Genomic DNA, 19,112 nt, shown 5'->3' on the forward strand with positions numbered 1-19,112 from the left:
TTTTGCATCCATCCGCGGCGCGGTTATCGCGGCGACGCGAGCGTCGTTAGAGCAGGTTTCGATCAATCTGGATCGCAAGCTGCTCTAATTTTCCTTGTTTTGAGCGAATTCTGATCGATCAGCTGATTCCAGATGATCGGAAAGCGCTCTAGCCGCGGCGCGGACGTGGCGGCGGCGCAAATCCGGAAAACAGCTGGAGAACTGGAGCGAAAACCCGGGACGTCGCGTGAAAGGCTGGGGCGTCGCAGCGCCTTTGCCACATGACCTTTGCCGCATGATCTGGGCCCGCGTCAGCCGGGGGCTGACCTCATGCGTTATCGCGCGTTGCGGCCGCTGCGGGATTGTGGCCCACGAGGTTGAGAGCCAGCTGGGCAAGCGAGGCAGAGAGGTCGTCCGGCGACAGGCGGCCCTTGTCAGAATACCAGCGGTGCACCCAGCGCACCATGCCGCTGACGGCAAGCGAGGCGATGCGGGGATCATCCACGTGGAAATCGCCGCTGGCGACGCCTTCGGCAATCAGGCTGGCCAGCTTGACGTCGAATTCCCGCTGCTTGGCGCGGATGTCGGCGATTTTTTCCGGGGTGAGGTTCTTTTCTTCCTCAAGCATGATCGCGGTGAACCGCTGGCGCTCGATATTGCTGCGCACGTAAACGGTCACAAACGCCCGCAGCCGCTCGACGGGCGAACCATCGGTGTTGTTGAGCGGATCGGCGACATCATCATAGAGATCAAAGAACGCCTGGTCGAACCAGTCTTCAAGAATCGCATATTTATTCTTGAAATAGGTATAAATAAACGGCTTGGTCACCCCAAGCTCCGCGCCAATGTCGTCGATCGTTGTTTTTTGAAAACCCTTTTCATAGAAGAGCTTGGTCGCGGCCGACAGGATCAGCTCACGCTTGTATTCCCTGACCTGCTTCTTGACGCTCATGACAACCTTCCGGAGCAGCCCCGGGCGCTGCGTTTCCTGTCAGATACAGCCAACCCAGACAGAGCGCCAGTCCCGGCGTCGCCGACCCGGCGCGGTGCTTGCGCCGGCAAGACCTGCCCCTGCCTGAAACCTTTGCACGCGGTCCGCGCCGGCCGGGAATGTGTTAGAGCGCTTTCCGATCAGCCGGAATCGGCTGATCGATCAGAATTCGCTCAAAACAAAGAGAACTGGAGCAGTTTGCGATCCAGATTGATCGAAAACTGCTCTAGCGCATTCTCCAGCCGGCGCGGACGGTGAAACGCCAGCCTCAGGCGGGGTGCAACTCTTCGCGAGCGCGCTTTGCCAGCATCACGCGCTGCACCTTGCCGGAAGCGGTCATCGGCAGGGCGTCGACCACCACCAGATGGCGCGGGATTTTGAAGCTGGCGATCTTGCCCTTGCACGCCGCCTGCACGTCGGCCAGCGAGCATGTGGCGCCGGCTTTCAGCACCACATAGGCGCAGGGCGCCTCGGCCAGCCGCTCGTCCGGCACGCCAACCACCGCCACCTGCTCAATCGCCGGCACAAGCGCCAGCAACTCCTGCTCCAGCGCCGCAGGCGATACATTCTCGCCGCCGACCTTGAGCATTTCCTTGTAGCGGCCGAGGAACTGCATGAAGCCGTCCGGCCGCAGGAAGCCGCGATCGCCGGAGTGCAGCCAGCCGTCGCGGTCAACTGTCTTCGCCGTCGCCTCGGGGTCACGGAAATAGCCGCGCATCACCGTGTAGCCGCGCGCCAGAATTTCACCCTCGACGCCGGCGGGGCGGTCCACGCCGGTTTCCGGGTCGACAATCCGCACCTCGAGGCCCGGCATCGGCCGGCCGGAGGTGGTTGTGCGCTGCTCCAGGGTGTTGTCCATCGAGCTCATGAAGACGAAGCAGCCGACTTCCGACATGCCCCAGCCCGAGAAGGTGGGGCACAACACGCCCTGCACCTGGGCGGCCACGGCGTTGGAATTTTCCATGCCGGCTGGGAGTGAGCTGAACTTCAGGCTGGATACATCGCGGGGCGATTGCGCCTGCGCCCGCAGGATGTCGGCGAAATGGGTCTCAAAGCCGTGCATCGCCACGATCCGCTCGCGCGCGACCAGATCCAGCGCGTCGGCGGGGCTCCAGGCGTCCATCACCACCTGATGCGTGCCGATGAGCAACCCCGCGACCAGATTGTCCGACAGGCCATAGGTGTGGAACGTCGGCAGGAAGCACAGCACCGCATCTCCGGCCACGGCGGGCCACAGTTTGTGCCGCTCGAAAATGTTCCGCACGATGCTGTGGTCGTGCATCACCCCCTTGGGGTTGCCGGTGGTGCCCGAGGTGAAGATAATCAGGGCGATATCCTGCGGTGTCACCGCCGCGGCGGCGGCCTCCAGCTGCGCCGGGGAAACCTCCCCGGCCCGGGCGAGAAAACGCGTCCATGCGGTTGGCGCATCAGCTGGCGCATCGCTGACGATGACGACGTGCTGCAGGTGTGGGAACCCCTCGGCTCCGTCAAAGCGCAGGCCATCGAAGCCCGGCAGCGCCCCCTTCAGCATGCTGACGTATTCAACCGGACCGGACCGCTCCACCACGAACAGAATCTTGCACTCGGCAAGTTGCAGGGCATAGGAAACGTCGTATTCGCGATAGCGGGTGTTCAGGGGCGCGACGATGGCGCCAATGCGTTGCGCGGCGAGGAAAATCACCGTGAAATCAATCCGGTTGGTCATCCACATGCCAACCACATCGCCCTTGCCTGTCCCATGCGCCAGCAATGCCCGGGCGGCCAGATCAACCTGGGCATGCAGTTCGGCGAAGCTCAACCGCCGGTCGCGAAAGCTGACGGCGGGCGCATCGGGCCAGAGCCTGGCGGCGCGGCCAGACAGATCGCCAAAGCGTGTGACTGTTTCTGACAAGGGCGTTTCTCCATAATCGCATGCCGCTGAAACGGGCGCTGGCCGGGCGCGTGAACGTCCGGCGCGATCCATTTTGCCGCAACTTAAAACGTTTTCCGGCAAAGCGGACGCCACTTTGCGCGAGGACAACGCGTTCAATCAAATCACCCGGAAAAATCCGGCCGGGCGCGTCAGCGCAAGTCACCGCCATCGTCCGTCCGCCGCGCCCGCTGATCCATCACAGATCGGCGTTGAACTTCTGCACCATCAGCGCCTGGGAGAGGCCGCCGTCGCAGTTCAGGTTCTGGCCAGTGATGAAAGACGCCATTGGCGAGGCCAGGAAGACGATTGTATCGGCCAGCTCCGACGCCTGGCCGAGGCGTCCCATGGGAATGCGGGCGGCGCGCTGCCTGATGACGTCCGGCGTCAGCACCGCCCGCATCAGCGGCGTTTCGACGGTGCCGGGGCTCACCACAGTGACGCGCACGCCATGGTCCACCCATTCAAGCGCCATGGTCTTCGTCAGGGCGATCAGGGCCGCCTTGGTGACGCCGTAAGGGCCGCCATTGGGATAGGCGCCGATGCCGGCGAGCGAGGCGATATTGACCACGGAGCCGTGCGGGCTCTGGCGCAGATGCGGCAGGCAGGCGCGGGACAGCATGATGGCGCCCTCGATATTGACGCGGAAGCTGCGCCGCCAGTCCTCAAGGTCGCTGTCTTCCACCCGGCCCGCCTTCACAAGGGCTGCGGCGTTGATGACGATGTCCAGCCGTCCCCAGGCGGCGACGGCGGCGGCGACCGCCGCGTCGATATCCGTCTGGTTGGCCACATCCATGGCGGCGGCGATCGCCGCGCCGCCACCGGCGACAATGGCGGCGGCGACCTTGTCCGCCGCTTCCCCGCGGATGTCGGTGACCAGCACCTTGCCGCCATTGGCCGCGATAACGCGGGCGGTTTCCTCGCCGATGCCGCTGCCGGCGCCGGCAACCAGCGCCACGAGCCCCTCTAGCTGCGAGTGGCGCATCCAGTCGCGCGGCCGCACGGCGGCAGATTCTGCTGCATCCATTTGCTTGCTCCGGTTGACGGGGCGGATCAGGCGCCGGTGGGCCGCGCATCGCGCGGGGCCTCCCCTCGTTTCCAGATCGAGGTCGCTCATCCTACCTGATGGTATATATTAATACTATTAGGTAAATTGAGTCACGCGATGAAACGGCCCGGCCCAGCGGGACGGGTTCCCCAGGCGCCTTTGCCGGAAAATGGCCCGGCTGGCTTTGGCTCAGAAATCCGCCGGTTCGGGCAGGAACTTCGCCATCGACCAGCCGCCGTCCACCGGCAGGACGACCCCATGGATGAAGCCGGCGTTTTCCGACGCCAGAAAAGCGCAGGCCTCGCCAATCTCCTCCGGCTGGCCAACGCGGCCGAGCGGCGTGCCCTCGACCATCATGCGATGCCACCATTTGTTGTTGCGGATGCGCTCGTCGGCGCCAGGGCTCCAGATCAGGCCCGGCGCCACGGCGTTGATGCGCACGCCGTCGCGGCCAAATTCGGTGGCCAGCATCGTGGTGATGCCGATGACGGCGGCTTTGGTCGGCACGTATGCGGCGCTGACGCCAACGCCCACCAGGCCAAAAGCCGAGGCGATATTGACGATAGAGCCCTTCGTTTCCTTCAGCGCCGGCAGGGCGAAGCGGCACAGGCGCAGCACTGGCCGCACATTGATGGAATAATAACGCTCATAGTCATCGTCAGAAGTTTCGAGGAACGGACGGGCGTTGCCAAGGCCGGCGTTGTTGACCAGGGCGTCGAGGCGGCCAAAGCTGGCGAGGCAGCCGGTGATCGCCTGCTCGCAGTCCGCCGCCTCGCGCAGATCGCCGACCTGGTGGGCATAGTCCTCATGGGCGGCGAGCGAGGCGTCAGCCGGCTTCTGGTCGACGCCGAACACCCGCCAGCCGTGCTTGAGAAACACCCGGACGATGCCGAGGCCGACGCCCTGCGAGGCGCCGGTAACCAGTGCGATGCGCTTCATGTGGTTTCCTTCCCTGTCATGGCGTCGGCCTCCCAATGGCGCGCCCTGCTCCTGTCATTGTTCAGTTGGAGAGCTTCTCGCGGCGAACCCGGATGCCCGCCCGCTCGCGGTCCCAGACCGTTTCCGTCACCCCTTCGGCCCGCAGCAGGTATTTCTCGATTTTCTGGGTCGGCGTGCGCGGCAGGTCGGCGACGACGCGGATGTAGCGGGGGAGCATGAAGTGGGCGAGGCGCGGCTGCAGGAACGCCAGCAGCTCCGCCGGATCGATGGTCGCGCCCGGCGCGGCGGCGACGATGGCCAGCACGTCGTCCTCCGAATGCTCGCCTGGCGCGCCGACCACGGCGCATTCGCGCACCGCCGGATGGGCCAGGATTTCCGCCTCCACCTCGAACGAGGAGATATTCTCCCCGCGCCGGCGGATGGCGTCCTTCATGCGATCGACAAAGAAGTAATTGCCGTCGGCGTCGACACGGAAGGCGTCGCCGGTGTGGAACCAGCCATTGCGCCAGGCGGCGGCGGTTGCTTCGACATTGCCGAAATAGCCAGAATTCAGCGCCCATGGCGCATCGCTGCGGACAATCAGTTCGCCGGTTTCGCCGGGCGCGACCTCGCAGTCATGGGCGTCGACAATGCGCAGTTCGTTGCCAGGACGCGCCTTGCCGCAGGTTCCCGGCGTCGCCGGATTGCGTTCAGAGACGATCGGCGTGTTTAGCTCGGTCATGTTGAACAGGGTCCAGACATCGACGCCGAAGCGCGCGGCGAACGCCTGTGAATCACCCGGCAGCGGGATCATGGTGACCTTGCGCAGGGTATGCTGGCGGTCTTCCGCCGACGGCGGGCGCTTCATGATGAAGCTCGCCATCACCCCGAGCAGGATGCTGTAGGTCGCCTGGGTAGCGTGCACCGCTGGCCAGAACCCTTCGGTGCTGAAATCGCCGCCGAGCCCGACCGCGCCGCCCCGGTCAAGCATCAGCAACACCGGCAACGTGCCGCCGATGTGGAAGAACGGCAGGAAACACAGCACGCTGTCCGTCTCGTCCAGCATCGGATAGGAGGCCGGCCCGCCCATGCACCACATGTGGGCGTAGGAGCTGACCACGCCCTTGGAGCGGCCTGTCGTGCCGGAGGTATAGATGATCGACTGCGGGTCCCATGGCTCGATGGGCCGGGCCAGCGGCGGCAGCTCCGATGCATCGCGGGCCACGGCGGCGAGCGGGATCATCTCCACGCCGTCGATAACGGAGTCGGTCCCGCCCTGAACGACAATGGTCCGGATGGCGCCGCGATCCACGCCCCGCAGCCGCTCCAGCAGCGCGCCAGAGGCGACCAGCACCGAGGCGCCGCCATTGGCCAGCACATGGGCGAGCACCCCGCCGCGATATGCGGTGTTGATCGGCACATAGACCGCGCCGAGCCAGTTGATGGCGAACCACACCTGGACGATGTCGACGGTGTTGGGCAGCCAGACGTTGACGTTGTCGCCCTGCTTCACGCCAAGCGCCGCAAGACCGGCGGCCAGTTCTTCCACCGATTGGCGGAATGCCTGGTAAGTGATCAGCGCGCCATCCGGAAAGCGCAGGAACGGCCGGTCCGGATGGGCGGCGGCGCGGCGCTCAAGCACGTAGCGCAATACCGCGTCATGGCGATCGGGGACGCCGCCCGCGCCGGCGGCGCGCTGACGATCTGCTGACATGATCTGGGACACGTTGTTTCCCCGTTCAGGCGACCTTCAGTTCATCCATGCGGGGTGCGCCGAGGTCCGCCTCGAAGCGGGCGTAGGTCCACGGCCACGACACCACATTGCCCTGCTTGTCGAAATACCAGCTGGTGCAGCCGCCGGTGGCCCAGACCGTGTGCTTTATTGCCTCCGACACCTCGGCGTTGAACGTCTCGGTCGCCACGCGGGTCGGCTCGATCTCACGGTGCGCGCCATCCGCCAGCATCCGCACCAGTTGCATGGCGTAGCCGATCTGCACTTCCGCGGTGCGCAGATAGGAGAAATTGCCAATGGGGCTGTTGGGGCCGCCAATGAAGAACAGGTTGGGAAAATCGGGTACGGCCACGGAGCGGTAGGCCTGGCAGCTGTCCTTCCACCGCTCGTTCAGCGTGACGCCGTCGCGGCCGGTGATCACCGCCGGGCGGAAGAAGGCGAAGGGATCAAAGCCGGTGGCGTAGACGATGACGTCCAGCTCGTGCAGCTCCCCATCCTTCGTGCGCACCCCACCCGGCTCGATGCAGGCAATTGGCGTATCGACCAGATGGGCGTTGTCCTTCTGGATGGCCGGATAGAATTTGTCCGAGACGATCAGGCGCTTGCAGCCGGTCTGGTAGTCCGGCGTCAGACGGCGGCGCAGATCCGGATCATGGACGTTGTTCTCCAGGTTTTCCCGGCAGGCGCGGGCCATTTCGGCCAGGGCTTCGTCATTGGCGCCGACCAGCGCCGAGGCGAAGCGGTTGTTGAAGACGTCGTTGAGGAATGCGTACAGCTCGCCCATCTTTTCCGGATTGTCGCGGAACTGCTGCTTCTTCTCTTCGGAGAAAGCATTGTTCGGCACCGGGCTGATCCACTGCGGCGTGCGCTGGAACAGCGACACGGAGGCAACCCGGTCAACGATGGCCGGCAGGATCTGCGTCGCGGTGGAGCCGGCGCCGATGACGCCGACGCGCTTGCCGGCAATATCAAGGCTCCGGTCCCAGCGCGCGCTGTGGAAGGCAGCTCCGGCGAAGCTGTCGCGACCAGGAATTTCCGGCAGCACCGCCTGGTGCAGGATGCCGGTGGCGAGGATCACGGCGTTATAAAGCCCCTGGTCGCCCTGACTGGTGACGAGGCGCCACAGGCCGTCGCCGGCGTATTCAGCCGTCTTCATCTCATTCGACAGCCGGACATGGGCGAGAATGCCAAGATCCTCGGCAACCTTGCGGAAATAGGCGTGGATCTCGGCCGCCGGCGCATATTCGTGCGTCCACTCGGCGTTGGGCGCGAAGGAATAGCGATACAGATGCGAAGGCACGTCGCAGGCAAGGCCCGGGTAGCGGTTGTCGCGCCATGTGCCGCCGACGTCGTTGGCGCGCTCAAAGATGTCGAAGGCAATGCCGGCTTGCTTGAGCCGGACGCCGGTGGCGATGCCGGAGGCGCCCGCGCCAATGACGGCGACCCTGAACGGAGTGCTACCCATGTTGTGTTCCCGCTTGCCTGACCGGTGAACCAGTCGCTTTAACCAATTGGTACTTTTATATACTCATCAGTATATTTTCCGCAAGCCCTGGCGGAATGGTTTCGGTCTTCCGTTCGCGCCTGACGGCAAACCGTGTGGTGCGGCTGGGGCGGAGCCGCGGGCGTTGTTTTTTAATACATAAATAATTTCAAATATTTACATGATACTCCGCGCGCATTCGAGGCGCGAACCATTGGCCTGCCGGCCGGTCGCCCGATGTGCCGGGACGCAGACATGCGGGATGCGCCAGCTTCGCTTTGGGCGCCCGATCCCGGCCGGCGCCACCATCCGTCTATGCCAAAATGGCCATGTGCGCCGGTCTGAAATGACCTAGTGGCTGCCTTGGGGGCAGGCTTCAGGGCGGAGTTTGTTGCGGAAGCATTGTGCGTCTCGCGTTGCAGCGGACGTCAGGGGACCCCGGCGACGCAATTAATCCGCTGGAATGCCGTGGATTTGCCGCACGGGCCACAATGCCGCGAAAAATTTGAACCAAATCCACCGCAACCGGCACTCATGAAGCAGAATTCAGGGGGTGAGGCCATGAGTGATGAAAAACCGCGATCCCGTCGGGGATTTGCTGCAATGGATCCGGCAAAAGTGAAAGCTATCGCCAGTCTTGGCGGGCAAAGCGTGCCGAAGGAAAAACGGGCCTTTTCGGCCCAGCCAGAACTTGCCGCGGCTGCCGGCCGCAAGGGCGGACGGAATGTGGACGCCGGGCTACGTTCGTTTTCCCAGGATCGCGCGCTGGCTTCAACCGCGGGCAAAGCCTCCGGCCGCCGCCGCAAGGACAGCGGCGCGGATGATGAAAAGCCGTAGGCCTTCCACCGTACCCGGCGTGCGATCGCGCGCTGTGCCGCCCCCCCCCCCCGCCGCGCGCGCCAAAGCTGGCGCGGCATGGGCGGGGGCTGCCGCCAGTCCGAAGAAAAAATTACTGGATTGATAAACGGTCAGGCTGACACATATGTCTGAGTTCCGGCGCATGTCCGCGTTGCGCCAACGAATGGAGACGGCATTGTCAGCAGACGCCCTGTTCCAGCCTTTCGATCTCAAGGGCTTGCGCCTCAAGAACCGTATCGTCATGGCGCCCATGACGCGCTCGTTTTCGCCGAAAGGCGTGCCAACTGGCGATGTCACCGCCTATTATCGCCGGCGCGCCGCCGCCGATGTGGGGCTGATCGTCACCGAAGGCACTGTCGTCGAGCGGCCCGCCGCGAAGAATGACCCGAATGTGCCCGACTTCTTCGGCGACGCCCTGCCCGCCTGGCGTCGCGTCGTCGATGGCGTACACGCCGAGGGTGGCCTGATCGCGCCGCAACTCTGGCATGTGGGCGCGGCGCGTGGCCGTGATCCGTCGTGGGACCCGCAGCCGGTGGACGCTCCGTCCGGCCTGTCGCGCCCCGGCAAGCGCTTCACCGAGCCAATGACCGAAGAAGCGATTGCTGACACCCTGCACGCCTTCGGCCGCGCCGCGCGGGCGGCGAAGGACATCGGCTTCGACGCCGTGGAACTGCATGGGGCGCATGGCTATCTGATCGACCAGTTTCTGTGGCGCGGGACCAACGAGCGCGACGACGCCTGGGGCGGCGCCGGCATCCCGGAACGCGCCCGCTTCGCGGCCGAAATCGTGCGTCAGACGCGTGAGGCGATCGGCCCCGACGTCCCGCTGATCCTGCGCCTGTCGCAATGGAAGCAGCAGGACTACGACGCGCGCATCGCCCATAATCCTGAAGAAATGCGCGCCTGGCTGGAGCCGCTCGCCGAGGCCGGCGTTGACGTCTTCCACTGCTCGCAGCGCCGTTTCTGGGAGCCGGAGTTCGAGGGATCTGACCTGAATTTCGCGGGGTGGGCCAAAAAGCTCACCGGCAAGGTCACCATCACCGTTGGCTCGGTTGGCCTGAGCGGCGAATTCATCGCAGCTTTCGCTGGCGAGGGTTCAAAGCCCGCGTCTCTCGATGGCCTGCTGCGCCGCCTGGAAGCCGGAGAGTTCGACCTGGTGGGCGTTGGTCGCGCGCTGATCTCCGACCCGGAATGGGTGCTGAAAATCCGCGACGGCCGCACGGATGAACTGAAGAACTTCGAGCGCACGGATCTTGCCACCCTGTTCTGAGGGGCTTCCTGGCCCTGAGGGACGCTCTGGCGCACAAAAAAGAAGGCCGCCCTTTTGAGGCGGCCAAATTCAGGGAGGTCTCGCTGGAGTGGGGATCTCCCGATCCCCGAAACGCCAGGCGACTGGCCCGCGTTTCATGCAGGCAACATAGGCCCGCCGCCCGGCTCCGTATGTGCGCGGCGACACATGCCGCGACATATGCCGTGATACGGATTCGCGATGCCCGGATGTGGGACGCGACGCGCCATCGCGACTGAATCCGCTTGCCTCAACGCAGGCCGGGACAGATGCTGCCTTGCCGATTTTGACGTTTGCATCCGCTCGCACATCCTGCGCACCGCAACCGGCAAAGTCGTCCGGTGCGATAACATTAACCGGTTGCCAGCGGTTTTTCTGATCAGGCGTTTGCACGGCCGCGTGGAGCGGACCGCCCATGCCGGCAACAGAACAATGGCGCCGCAATAACGCTTCAGGGGAGGAAACGGATGGGAAATCGTCTTGCTGGCCGGGCGGCGCTGATTACCGGCGGAACCAGCGGCATTGGGGAAGCGACCGTCAGGCTGTTTGTCGCGGAAGGCGCAAAAGTGATGATCGCCGGCCGCAACGTCGGCAAGGGCGAAGCGCTTGCATCCGAACTGGGGGCCAACGCCGCGTTCATCGCCACCGACGTGGCGCTTGAGGCGGACGTGAAGCGGGCGATCGACGCGACGGCGGCGCGCTTTGGCCGGCTGGATTGCCTGTTCTCCAATGCCGGCGGCCCAACCCGCGGCAACGCCGACACCATCACCGGCGATGATTATCATCACGCCATGGACCTGCTGCTGGGCAGCGTGCTGTTCGGCATCCGTTACGCCGCGCCTGTCATGAAAGCCCAGGGACGCGGCGCCATCATCAACAATGCCTCCATCGCCGCCATCCGCGGCCATATGGGCGGCTATCTGTATTCCATCGCCAAGGCTGGGGTGCGCCGCGCCACCGAAATGGCCGGCCTGGAGCTTGGCCCCTTCGGCATTACCGTGAACAGCATCTCGCCAGGGGCAATCGCCACGCCGATTTTCTTTGGCGGATCGCAGGTCGCCACGGGCCTTGACCCGGCGCATTCAGAAGCAAAAATGCGCAAGCTGACGCAGAACCTCGCCCGGGCAACGCCGCTGCACCGTTCGGGAACGCCCCACGATATCGCCACGGCGGCGCTATTCCTCGCGTCCGACGAAGGCGCCTTTGTCAATTGCCACGACCTTGTCGTGGATGGCGGCATGGCCGCTGGCGGCCGCACCAGTTTTGAGGACCAGACGCCCGGCGCTCCGGTCTGAGCGCCAGGCCCACAGGCTTCGGGCCCGCTCCTGCAGGCGCGGCGTCAGCAAGAGGCGGCCCGCCAGACGTTGCATGAAGCGCCCCGCGCCGCCACAACGACCCGACAAGGATGCCCGGCATTGTCCAGGCCCGCACAAATCGCCGCCCGTCACGGCCAGGCAACCATAAACATCACCAGGGAGACACCCATGACAGCACCGGTTCAGCAGGGCGCCAGCTACGAAGACGTCGTGCGCGGCCGTCGCAGCATTCGCGGCTACACATCCGCTCCGGTTCCGAAGCAACTGATCCGCGAGATCCTCGAGGTCGCCATGCGCGCACCCTCCTCGCACAATACCCAGTCCTGGAACTTCTACGTGCTGACCGGCGCGCCGCTCGATCGCATTCGCGCTGGCAATACCGAGCGCAATCTGGCCGGGGTGCCGCATTCGCGCGAGTTTCGCATCCGCGATGAGTCCGACCCGGCGCACCGGGAGCGGCAGATTGACATCGCCAAGCAGCTCTTCGGCGCCATGGGCATCGAGCGCCACGACAAGGAGAAGCGTCTGGACTGGGTCATGCGCGGCTTTCGCCAGTTCGACGCGCCGGTGTCGGTGGTCATTACCTATGACCGGACGGTGCACGGCAGCGATATCGCCCCGTTCGATTGCGGCGCCGTCGCCAATGCGCTGGTCAACGCCGCCTGGGCGCGGGGGCTCGGCTGCGTCATCAACAGCCAGGGCATCATGCAGTCGCCTGTCGTGCGCGAGCACGCCGGCATCGCTGATGATCAGGTCATCATGATGTGCATCGCCATGGGGTACCCGGACGATAGTTTTCCCGCCAACAGCGTGATTTCGCGTCGCAAATCGGTGGATGAAGCCACGACCTTCGTGGGCTTCGACGACTGAATTCCGGCGGAGCCGGCCTGACATTTGCCTCCCCCCATCGCGCGGGGAGCAAATGTCGGATGCAGCAGCGCGATGGGCGCGCTTTCGGGAAAAGCGAACTGGAATTTTCCCGACAAAATCCCATCACATCAACCAGATGGACCAGACCCATGCGAACCGGAATTTACCGGGCTTGCACTGACCCGGCTTGCACTGACCCGGCATGCTCTGACCAGGTATGCTCTGACGCGGCATGCTCTGACGCGGCGCCCTGACGCGATGCGGCTTCGCCGCCCCCCGGTCTCCTTGGCTCCCTTTCTTGGCCTCCCTTTCCTGGCCTTTCGCTCCGGGTCTCCCGCTCCTGGGCTCCCTCTCCTGGTCTCCCACTCCTCGTTTCCCGCTTCTGAGCGCTGGGGCGCCCCGGCGACGCCGTCGCGGCGCGCGTTGCCGCGCGCCCCGCCTCGCCAGCCGTTTCGCCAAACGGAAAAGCTTCTGGCCGCTCCATAGCCAGACGTTTTGCCGCCTGGCTGCTCCATGATGCTTCGCCGCCTGGCGGCGCCGGCGGGTCATGTGCATTGACTGATATTAAATGTTCATTTAGGCGGAGTTTAAATAACCATTTAAGTCATATGAGGAGACCGAGCCGACCATGTTGGAAACAGATCCCCGCACTCCGGTATTGGTCGGCGTTGGCCAGATCGTTCGCCACTGGGACGGCAAGGACGTGGCGGCGGCGCCAGATCCGCTGGGCCTTCAGGTCGACGCCGCCAGGGCCGCTCTGGCTGACAGCGGCGCGGCAGCCGCGCTGGCTTCCCTGATCGACAGCGTCTTCGTCGTCCGCGCCAACCACGATTCCATGCGAAGCGTGCGCCATCCGCTTGGCCGTTGCGCCAACCCGCCGGCGACGCTGGCGGCGGAGCTGGGCCTGTCGCCTGCCCGCTGCGTTTATTCAGTCGTCGGCGGCGACCAGCCCCAGGCGCTGGTCAACGAGGCGGCGGAGGCGATTTTCGCTGGCGATATGCGCGCGGCGTTGCTCGCCGGCTCGGAGGCGATCGCCGCCCTCAAGACGGCGTTGAAGACGAAAGCCCGGCTGGACTGGTCCCGCAGCGTCGAGCAGCCATGGGAAGATCGCGGCATCGGCCCGACATTGCTGTCTGAATACGAGATCGCCAATGGCCTTGGCATGCCGACCCAGAGCTATACGGTGTTCGAGCATGCCCTGCGCAACCGTCTCGGCCTCGACCAGGCGGCCTATGTCGCGCTGATATCGGAACTTCTGGAGGGTTTTTCCGCCGTTGCGGCGCAGAACCCTTACGCGCAGTTCCCCGAGGCGCGCGACCGCGCGTTTCTCGCCACCGAAAGCGCCGCCAATTATCGCATCGCCGATCCTTATCTGAAATGGCACGTGGCGCAGGATGCGGTGAACCAGGGCGCCGCCTTGATCCTGACCTCCGTCGGCGCCGCGCGCGAGGCCGGGATCGACCCGTCGAAATGGGTGTTCCTGCACGGCTACGCCGCCGCGAAGGACCGGCTGATCGTCGAGCGCCCAGACCTGTCGCGGTCGCGCGCCATGGAAGCGGCGCTGCATGGCGCGCTTGCCATGGCGGGCAAGACCGCCGCCGATATCAGCCAGTTCGACCTGTACAGCTGTTTTCCCTGCGCCGTGCTGATCGCCGCCGAAGCGCTTGACCTCGACTGGCGCCAGACGCCCTGCACGGTGACGGGCGGCCTGCCGTTCTTCGGCGGCGCCGGCAACAATTATTCCATGCACGCCATCGCCACGATGGCGGAGCGGATGCGGGCGGCGCCCGGATCGTGGGGGCTGGTGCTGGCCAATGGCGGCTTCCTCTCCAAGGAAGCCGCTGGCGTCTATTCCACCACGCCGCCGCAGGCCTGGGCCCCGCGCCACGTCCGCGTTCCTGGCGACGACATTCAGGCGCGCATCGACTCAGCCCCCGCGCCGCGCCTGCTGGCGGAGGCGACCGAGGCGACCATCGAGGCCTATACGGTTACGTGGAAGAAGGGCCGCCCGTCGCGCGGCTATATCATCGCCTCCAACAGCAAGGGGCGGATTCTCGCCCGGGCCCGCACCGGCCATCGTCCGACCCTGTACAGCTTGCATGCGGATGATCCGGTCGGCAGGCGGGTGCGCATCGTCCATGAGAACGGCGCCAATTTCATCGCGCCGTCGCACCGCCTGTGCGAGCCCGCCCCGGCGGGCGGCCTGCCGGAGCGGCGGTTTGAGCATGTGCTTGTCCGCCGCGACGGCCACGTGCTGGAGGTGACGCTGAACCGTCCCGACGCCATGAACGCCCTGCACAGCGCCGTTCATTTCGAGCTGCATGAAATCTGGGACGAGTTCGAGCGCGATCCCGACCTGTGGGTCGGCGTCATCACCGGCGCCGGCGACCGGGCGTTCTGCAGCGGCAACGACCTGAAGGTCACGGCGAAGGGCGGCGACATGTCGATCCCGCCAACCGGGTTCGCTGGCCTGTGCGGGCGCTTTGACCGCACCAAGCCGGTAATCGCCGCCGTCAACGGCGTCGCCATGGGCGGCGGCCTGGAGATCGTTCTCGCCTGCGATCTGGCGGTGGCCGACAGCACGGCGCGGTTCGCCCTGCCGGAGGTGAAGGTGGGCCTTTACGCCGCCGCTGGCGGCGTGCAGCGCCTGACCCGGCAGATCGGACGCAAGGCGGCGATGGAGCTGATCCTCACCGGCCGCCATTTCAGCGCCGCAGAGGCGGAGGCCCTGGGCGTCATCAACCAGCAGGTGGAGGACGGCCAGGCCATGGCGGCGGCGCGCGCCCTCGCCGCCCGGCTTCTGGAAAACTCGCCATCGGCGATCCGGGCATCGAAGGAGGCGCTGAACCGGCTGGAAGAACTGGAATCGCTTGAAAAGGCGATGGACGCCAACAACCGGATCTTCGGCAGGCTGATGCGGACCCGCGATTTCCGTGAAGGCGTCACCGCCTTCGCCGAAAAACGCAAACCCCAATGGAGCGGCTCATGATCGCCCCGGCGGACGGCCAGCCGATGCTGGCGGGCGTCAAGGTCGTTGACCTGACGAGCGTGGTGTTCGGCCCCTATTGCACGCATGTTCTGGCGGAGCTGGGCGCCGAGGTCATCAAGATTGAAAACCCGGCCGGCGGCGACAGCTTCCGCTGGTCGGGCAAGGCGAAAAAGACACCGGGCATGAGCCCTGGCTTCCTGGCGATCAATCGCGGCAAGCAGTCGGTCACGCTCAATCTCAAGAACCCGGACGACCTCGCCTGCATGAACGCTTTGCTCAGGGAAGCCGACGTGTTCGTCTGCAATGTGCGCGGCAAGGCCATGGAGCGCCTGGGGCTGGACTATGAGACGGTGCGGGCCGCCAACCCGGGGATCGTTTACGCCCATTGCGTCGGCTTTGGTCAGGATGGGCCCTATGCGGACCTCCAGGCCTATGACGACGTCATCCAGGCGGCGACGGGCGCCGCGAGCCTGCTGCCGCGGGTCGATGGCGATCCGCGCGCCCGTTATCTGCCGTCGCTGATCGCCGACAAGGTCGCCGGCCTGCATGCGGTCTATGGAGTGCTCGCCGCCATCATTCACCGGCTGCGCACCGGCGAGGGGCAGAAGGTCGAGATCCCGATGTTCGAGGCCTTCTCCCACTTCATGCTGATCGAGCACCTGGGCGGCCTCGCCTTCGATCCGCCGAATGCGCCCGTCGGCTACTTCCGGCAGATCGATCCCGACCGGCAGCCATTTCCGACCCGTGACGGCTATATCAGCATCGTGCCCTATACGGACGAGTCCTGGTTCACGGTTTTCGAAACCCTGGGCAACCCGGATTTCATGAAGGATGAGCGTTTCGCCACCCGCAAGCTGCGCGGCGTCAACCTGGCGCTGCTCTATCGCGAACTGGCGCGTCTCACCGCCGGGTTCACCACGGCCGAACTGCTGGAGATGTGCCGCGCGGCCCAGATCCCGGCCCAGGCCGTGCGCGATATCGGCGACATCATGAATGACGCCCATCTGGCGCAAACGACGTTTTTCTCCCACCAGGATCATCCGGTCGAAGGCGCCTATTTCGCCATGAAGCATCCGGTGCGTTTCGCAGAGCCGCTGGCCTCCGAAGGGCGGCCGGCGCCGCAACTTGGCGAGCACACCTGGAGCGTGCGGGCGAAGACAGCGTCCTGAGCCTGACGGATTCATGCGGAGCCGCGCGCCGGCTCCGCATGAGGGCGCCAGCTGGCAACAATTCCTGGAGGTTGAGGCTCTTGAGGCGTCGATCTTGAGGCATCGCTTTTGGGGCGTCGCGCTTGAGGCGCCTCCCGGCCCATGGCCCTGGCGCGCGCATCGTCTGCTCTCCTGGTCCAAAGTCGCGCCCGGTCTGGTCGAAAATGCTTGGGCGGAGGGGCGCGCCGGTATTGAAACACCCCGGCGATTCAATATGAACGATACATCCGCCCCGTTTCGATGCGGCGGATGTGGAGTACGCCTCAGCAGGTGGACTGCGTCCATCCCGCTGCATGGGTTCCAGGGCCAAATCCGTTCGTGATGAAGCGGCGTTTGCCCTGGTTGTCCGGCTAAACGCATTTTCCTTGTTGAAGCGCATTCCGCTTCGCCAAAAACGCCCTGAGCGACGGGTTACAGATGAAGCCTGCTCCCGCCCTGCTGCAACAGACCCCGCAACGCATCGTTGAGGCGGCGCGGTCGTTGATGACCGAACGCGGGGTGCTTGAGGTGTCCCTGGCCGACATTTCGGAGCGGGCCGGCTCCAATGTCGCCCTCGTCAGCTATTATTTTGGCAATCGCGAAGGGCTGATGCTCGCCATCGTCGAGGCCGACGCCCAGCAGGCGGCCGCCCATCTGGAGCGCCTGCTGGCGTCGGACATCACGCCGGCAGCGAAAATCGCCGCCCATGTCCGGGGGCTTGTCGAAGCCTATTACGCGCGGCCGTATCTGCACCGCCTGCTGCAAAAACTGCTGCGCGAGGGCTCGCCCGAAGCCTCCGCGCGGGTGGCGGAAACCCTGGTCCAGCCTGTCGCCGAGGCGCGGCGGGCGATTGTCGCCGAAGGCGTGGCGCAGGGCGCGTTCCGCAGTGTCGATCCGAACCTGATCGGCTTCGCCATCGACGGGGCCTGCGCCCATATCTTCTCGTCCGAGCAGTCCCGGCGCACCATTCTTGGCGACGGCGCCCTGAGCCACGCGCTGGTGCGCCGCTACGCCCGCGAGGTTTCAGAGCTTGTGGTCAACGGCCTGTTGGTGCTTTCCCCGGAGCCGCGCGTGGCGCCGGACGACGGCGCGACCAGCGTCAGCGCGTAGAGCCCCTGGTTTGAGCGCGTTCTGGTCTTCGATCAGACGTTTCTGTCTGACCGGAAAGCGCTCTGGCTGGCGGGCGTTGCAGCAGGCTGGCGCAGGCGGCGATCCCGAGCAAGACGGGCGTGGTCCAGAACCCGGCCGCCACACTGCCTGCGGCGTCTGAAATGGCGCCGCCAATGAGCGGCCCGATCGCCTGCCCGAAAGCGAAAAACACCGTCAGCAGTGAAATCGCCGCTGTCCAGCATGCGGGCTCCAGCTGGCGCTGGACGACAATGGTGATCGACGAGGGGCCGGCCATGAAGCTGCCCCCGAATATGACGGCCGACAGGAACATTGCCGCCGGCCCCGGATACAGCAGAACCGGCAGGGCGCCGATCATGGCGATGGCAAACACCATGGCCGGCCCGCGCCCATCATCAAAGGCGCCAAGCACCCGGCCCCAGACCAGGTTTGAGACAGCGGAAACGACGCCCAGCACGAACCAGAACCAGATCATCTGGCTGCTGCTGCCGCCCTGGCTTTGCAACAGCACCATGATGAAGGTCATGTAGCCGACGTAGCCGACGCCAAACAGGCCATAGCCAGCGACAGTCGGCGCCAGCTGGCGCAACTGGCTCCTGTCAAGCTTCGCCGCGGCCCTGCCCGCCGGCTCGCTGACACGGCGCGCGGCGGCGATGGCGAACGGCAGGCCGATCACGCCAATGCCCCCGAGAGCTGCCCACGCCTCCGGCCAGCGCTGCGGTCCGGCCTGGAGAATGAACGGGACCACCGCCCCCGACAGCAACACCGCGATGCTGACGCCCGCCATGTAAAGGCCGACCAGCAGACCACGCCGCCGGGGATTTTCCGCCGGACAGATCGCCGACGTGAGCGCCGCGCCGAGGATGAAGGTGAAGGCCGTGGAGAAGCCGCCAAGCGTTCGCAGGGTGAACAGCAACAGGAAATTGCCCGTGGCGGCCGTGAGCAGCAGGATGAGCACGCTGACCGCATAACCGGCGATGAAGGCGCGCGCCGCGCCCCAGCGCCGCGCCGCGAGGGCGGCGACGAGGGCGCCGCCAATGTATCCGGCGCCATTGGCCGTGTTGAGCGCGCCCGCCTCCACATAGGTCCAGCCCAGATCTGCGCGCATGGGCGGCAGCAGCAGGCCGTAGGCGAAGCGCGACAGCCCGAGGGCCACGGCGGCGCCGGCGGACAGGCCCAACGCCGTCAGCACCTGGCCACGAAACCGGGAAGCCGCCCCATCGCGCTCCGGCGTAACCTCAAGGCTCATGGCGCCCTCCCGTTCACGGCAACCGCCGGCCGGCAATCTTTGTCATTCTGAACCAGCGCGTCCCGGTTGGGCAAAGCGCCGCCTGTTGGGCAAGGCGCGCGCGTCCCCTGTCCGGCATGCGCCCCTGGCGGCGCGCTCTGGAGCGCAGCGGCGCAATCTGCTATCTT

14 protein-coding genes and 1 pseudogene are annotated in these 19,112 nt (G+C 65.5%); 8 read left to right on the top strand and 7 right to left on the bottom strand.

Features of this window, described 5'->3' with window-relative positions:
* Positions 1-307 precede the first annotated feature (307 nt).
* The 6 genes from ACERNI_RS01925 to ACERNI_RS01950 form a co-directional block, all read right to left on the bottom strand.
* Positions 308-931 carry a TetR/AcrR family transcriptional regulator gene (locus ACERNI_RS01925; RefSeq protein WP_448831570.1) on the bottom strand — a complete coding sequence of 208 codons (624 nt, stop codon included), beginning with the start codon at positions 929-931 and terminating at the stop codon, positions 308-310.
* A 307-nt stretch (positions 932-1,238) separates the two neighbouring features.
* Positions 1,239-2,861: a class I adenylate-forming enzyme family protein gene (locus tag ACERNI_RS01930; RefSeq protein WP_448831571.1), complete on the bottom strand. Its 1,623-nt coding sequence runs from the start codon at positions 2,859-2,861 to the stop codon at positions 1,239-1,241.
* A gap of 217 nt (positions 2,862-3,078) precedes the next feature.
* The gene (locus tag ACERNI_RS01935; protein ID WP_448831572.1) at positions 3,079-3,906 is read right to left on the bottom strand and encodes an SDR family NAD(P)-dependent oxidoreductase; all 828 of its coding nucleotides are present in this window, start codon (positions 3,904-3,906) and stop codon (positions 3,079-3,081) included.
* A 210-nt stretch (positions 3,907-4,116) separates the two neighbouring features.
* Positions 4,117-4,866, bottom strand: coding sequence for an SDR family NAD(P)-dependent oxidoreductase (locus ACERNI_RS01940; RefSeq protein WP_448831573.1), 750 nt, complete (start codon positions 4,864-4,866; stop codon positions 4,117-4,119).
* Positions 4,867-4,927: 61 nt separating this feature from the next.
* On the bottom strand, positions 4,928-6,571 hold the full coding sequence (locus ACERNI_RS01945) for an AMP-binding protein (RefSeq protein ID WP_448831574.1): 1,644 nt from the start codon (positions 6,569-6,571) through the stop codon (positions 4,928-4,930).
* A 13-nt stretch (positions 6,572-6,584) separates the two neighbouring features.
* A complete protein-coding gene (locus ACERNI_RS01950) occupies positions 6,585-8,042 on the bottom strand; it encodes a flavin-containing monooxygenase (protein WP_448831575.1) in 1,458 nt (485 codons plus the stop codon).
* A gap of 486 nt (positions 8,043-8,528) precedes the next feature.
* On the opposite strand from ACERNI_RS01950, the gene ACERNI_RS01955 reads away from it, so the two are divergent.
* The 8 genes and pseudogenes from ACERNI_RS01955 (at position 8,529) to ACERNI_RS01990 (ending at position 17,678) form a co-directional block, all read left to right on the top strand.
* Positions 8,529-8,897, top strand: a complete 369-nt coding sequence (locus tag ACERNI_RS01955) for a general stress protein (RefSeq protein ID WP_448831576.1) — start codon at positions 8,529-8,531, stop codon at positions 8,895-8,897.
* A 184-nt stretch (positions 8,898-9,081) separates the two neighbouring features.
* Positions 9,082-10,188: an NADH:flavin oxidoreductase gene (locus tag ACERNI_RS01960; RefSeq protein WP_448831577.1), complete on the top strand. Its 1,107-nt coding sequence runs from the start codon at positions 9,082-9,084 to the stop codon at positions 10,186-10,188.
* 485 nt (positions 10,189-10,673) lie between these two features.
* Positions 10,674-11,501: an SDR family NAD(P)-dependent oxidoreductase gene (locus tag ACERNI_RS01965; RefSeq protein ID WP_448831578.1), complete on the top strand. Its 828-nt coding sequence runs from the start codon at positions 10,674-10,676 to the stop codon at positions 11,499-11,501.
* A 189-nt stretch (positions 11,502-11,690) separates the two neighbouring features.
* Positions 11,691-12,392: a nitroreductase gene (locus tag ACERNI_RS01970; protein ID WP_448831579.1), complete on the top strand. Its 702-nt coding sequence runs from the start codon at positions 11,691-11,693 to the stop codon at positions 12,390-12,392.
* A 1,774-nt stretch (positions 12,393-14,166) separates the two neighbouring features.
* Positions 14,167-14,517: pseudogene (locus ACERNI_RS01975) on the top strand (hypothetical protein); the annotation flags it as partial.
* 78 nt (positions 14,518-14,595) lie between these two features.
* A complete protein-coding gene (locus tag ACERNI_RS01980; RefSeq protein WP_448831798.1) occupies positions 14,596-15,381 on the top strand; it encodes an enoyl-CoA hydratase-related protein in 786 nt (261 codons plus the stop codon).
* Positions 15,378-16,550 carry a CaiB/BaiF CoA transferase family protein gene (locus ACERNI_RS01985; RefSeq protein ID WP_448831580.1) on the top strand — a complete coding sequence of 391 codons (1,173 nt, stop codon included), beginning with the start codon at positions 15,378-15,380 and terminating at the stop codon, positions 16,548-16,550. Before ACERNI_RS01980 ends, ACERNI_RS01985 begins: the two co-directional genes overlap by 4 nt.
* Before the next feature lie 456 nt (positions 16,551-17,006).
* Complete coding sequence (locus ACERNI_RS01990; RefSeq protein ID WP_448831581.1) at positions 17,007-17,678, top strand: TetR family transcriptional regulator; 672 nt, start codon at positions 17,007-17,009, stop codon at positions 17,676-17,678.
* On the opposite strand, the gene ACERNI_RS01995 is transcribed toward ACERNI_RS01990, so the two are convergent.
* The gene (locus ACERNI_RS01995; protein WP_448831582.1) at positions 17,668-18,945 is read right to left on the bottom strand and encodes a YbfB/YjiJ family MFS transporter; all 1,278 of its coding nucleotides are present in this window, start codon (positions 18,943-18,945) and stop codon (positions 17,668-17,670) included. The two genes, ACERNI_RS01990 and ACERNI_RS01995, sit on opposite strands and share 11 nt — an antisense overlap.
* Between the last annotated feature and the right edge of the window lie 167 nt (positions 18,946-19,112).

The sequence above is a fragment of the Camelimonas sp. ID_303_24 genome (assembly GCF_053543495.1).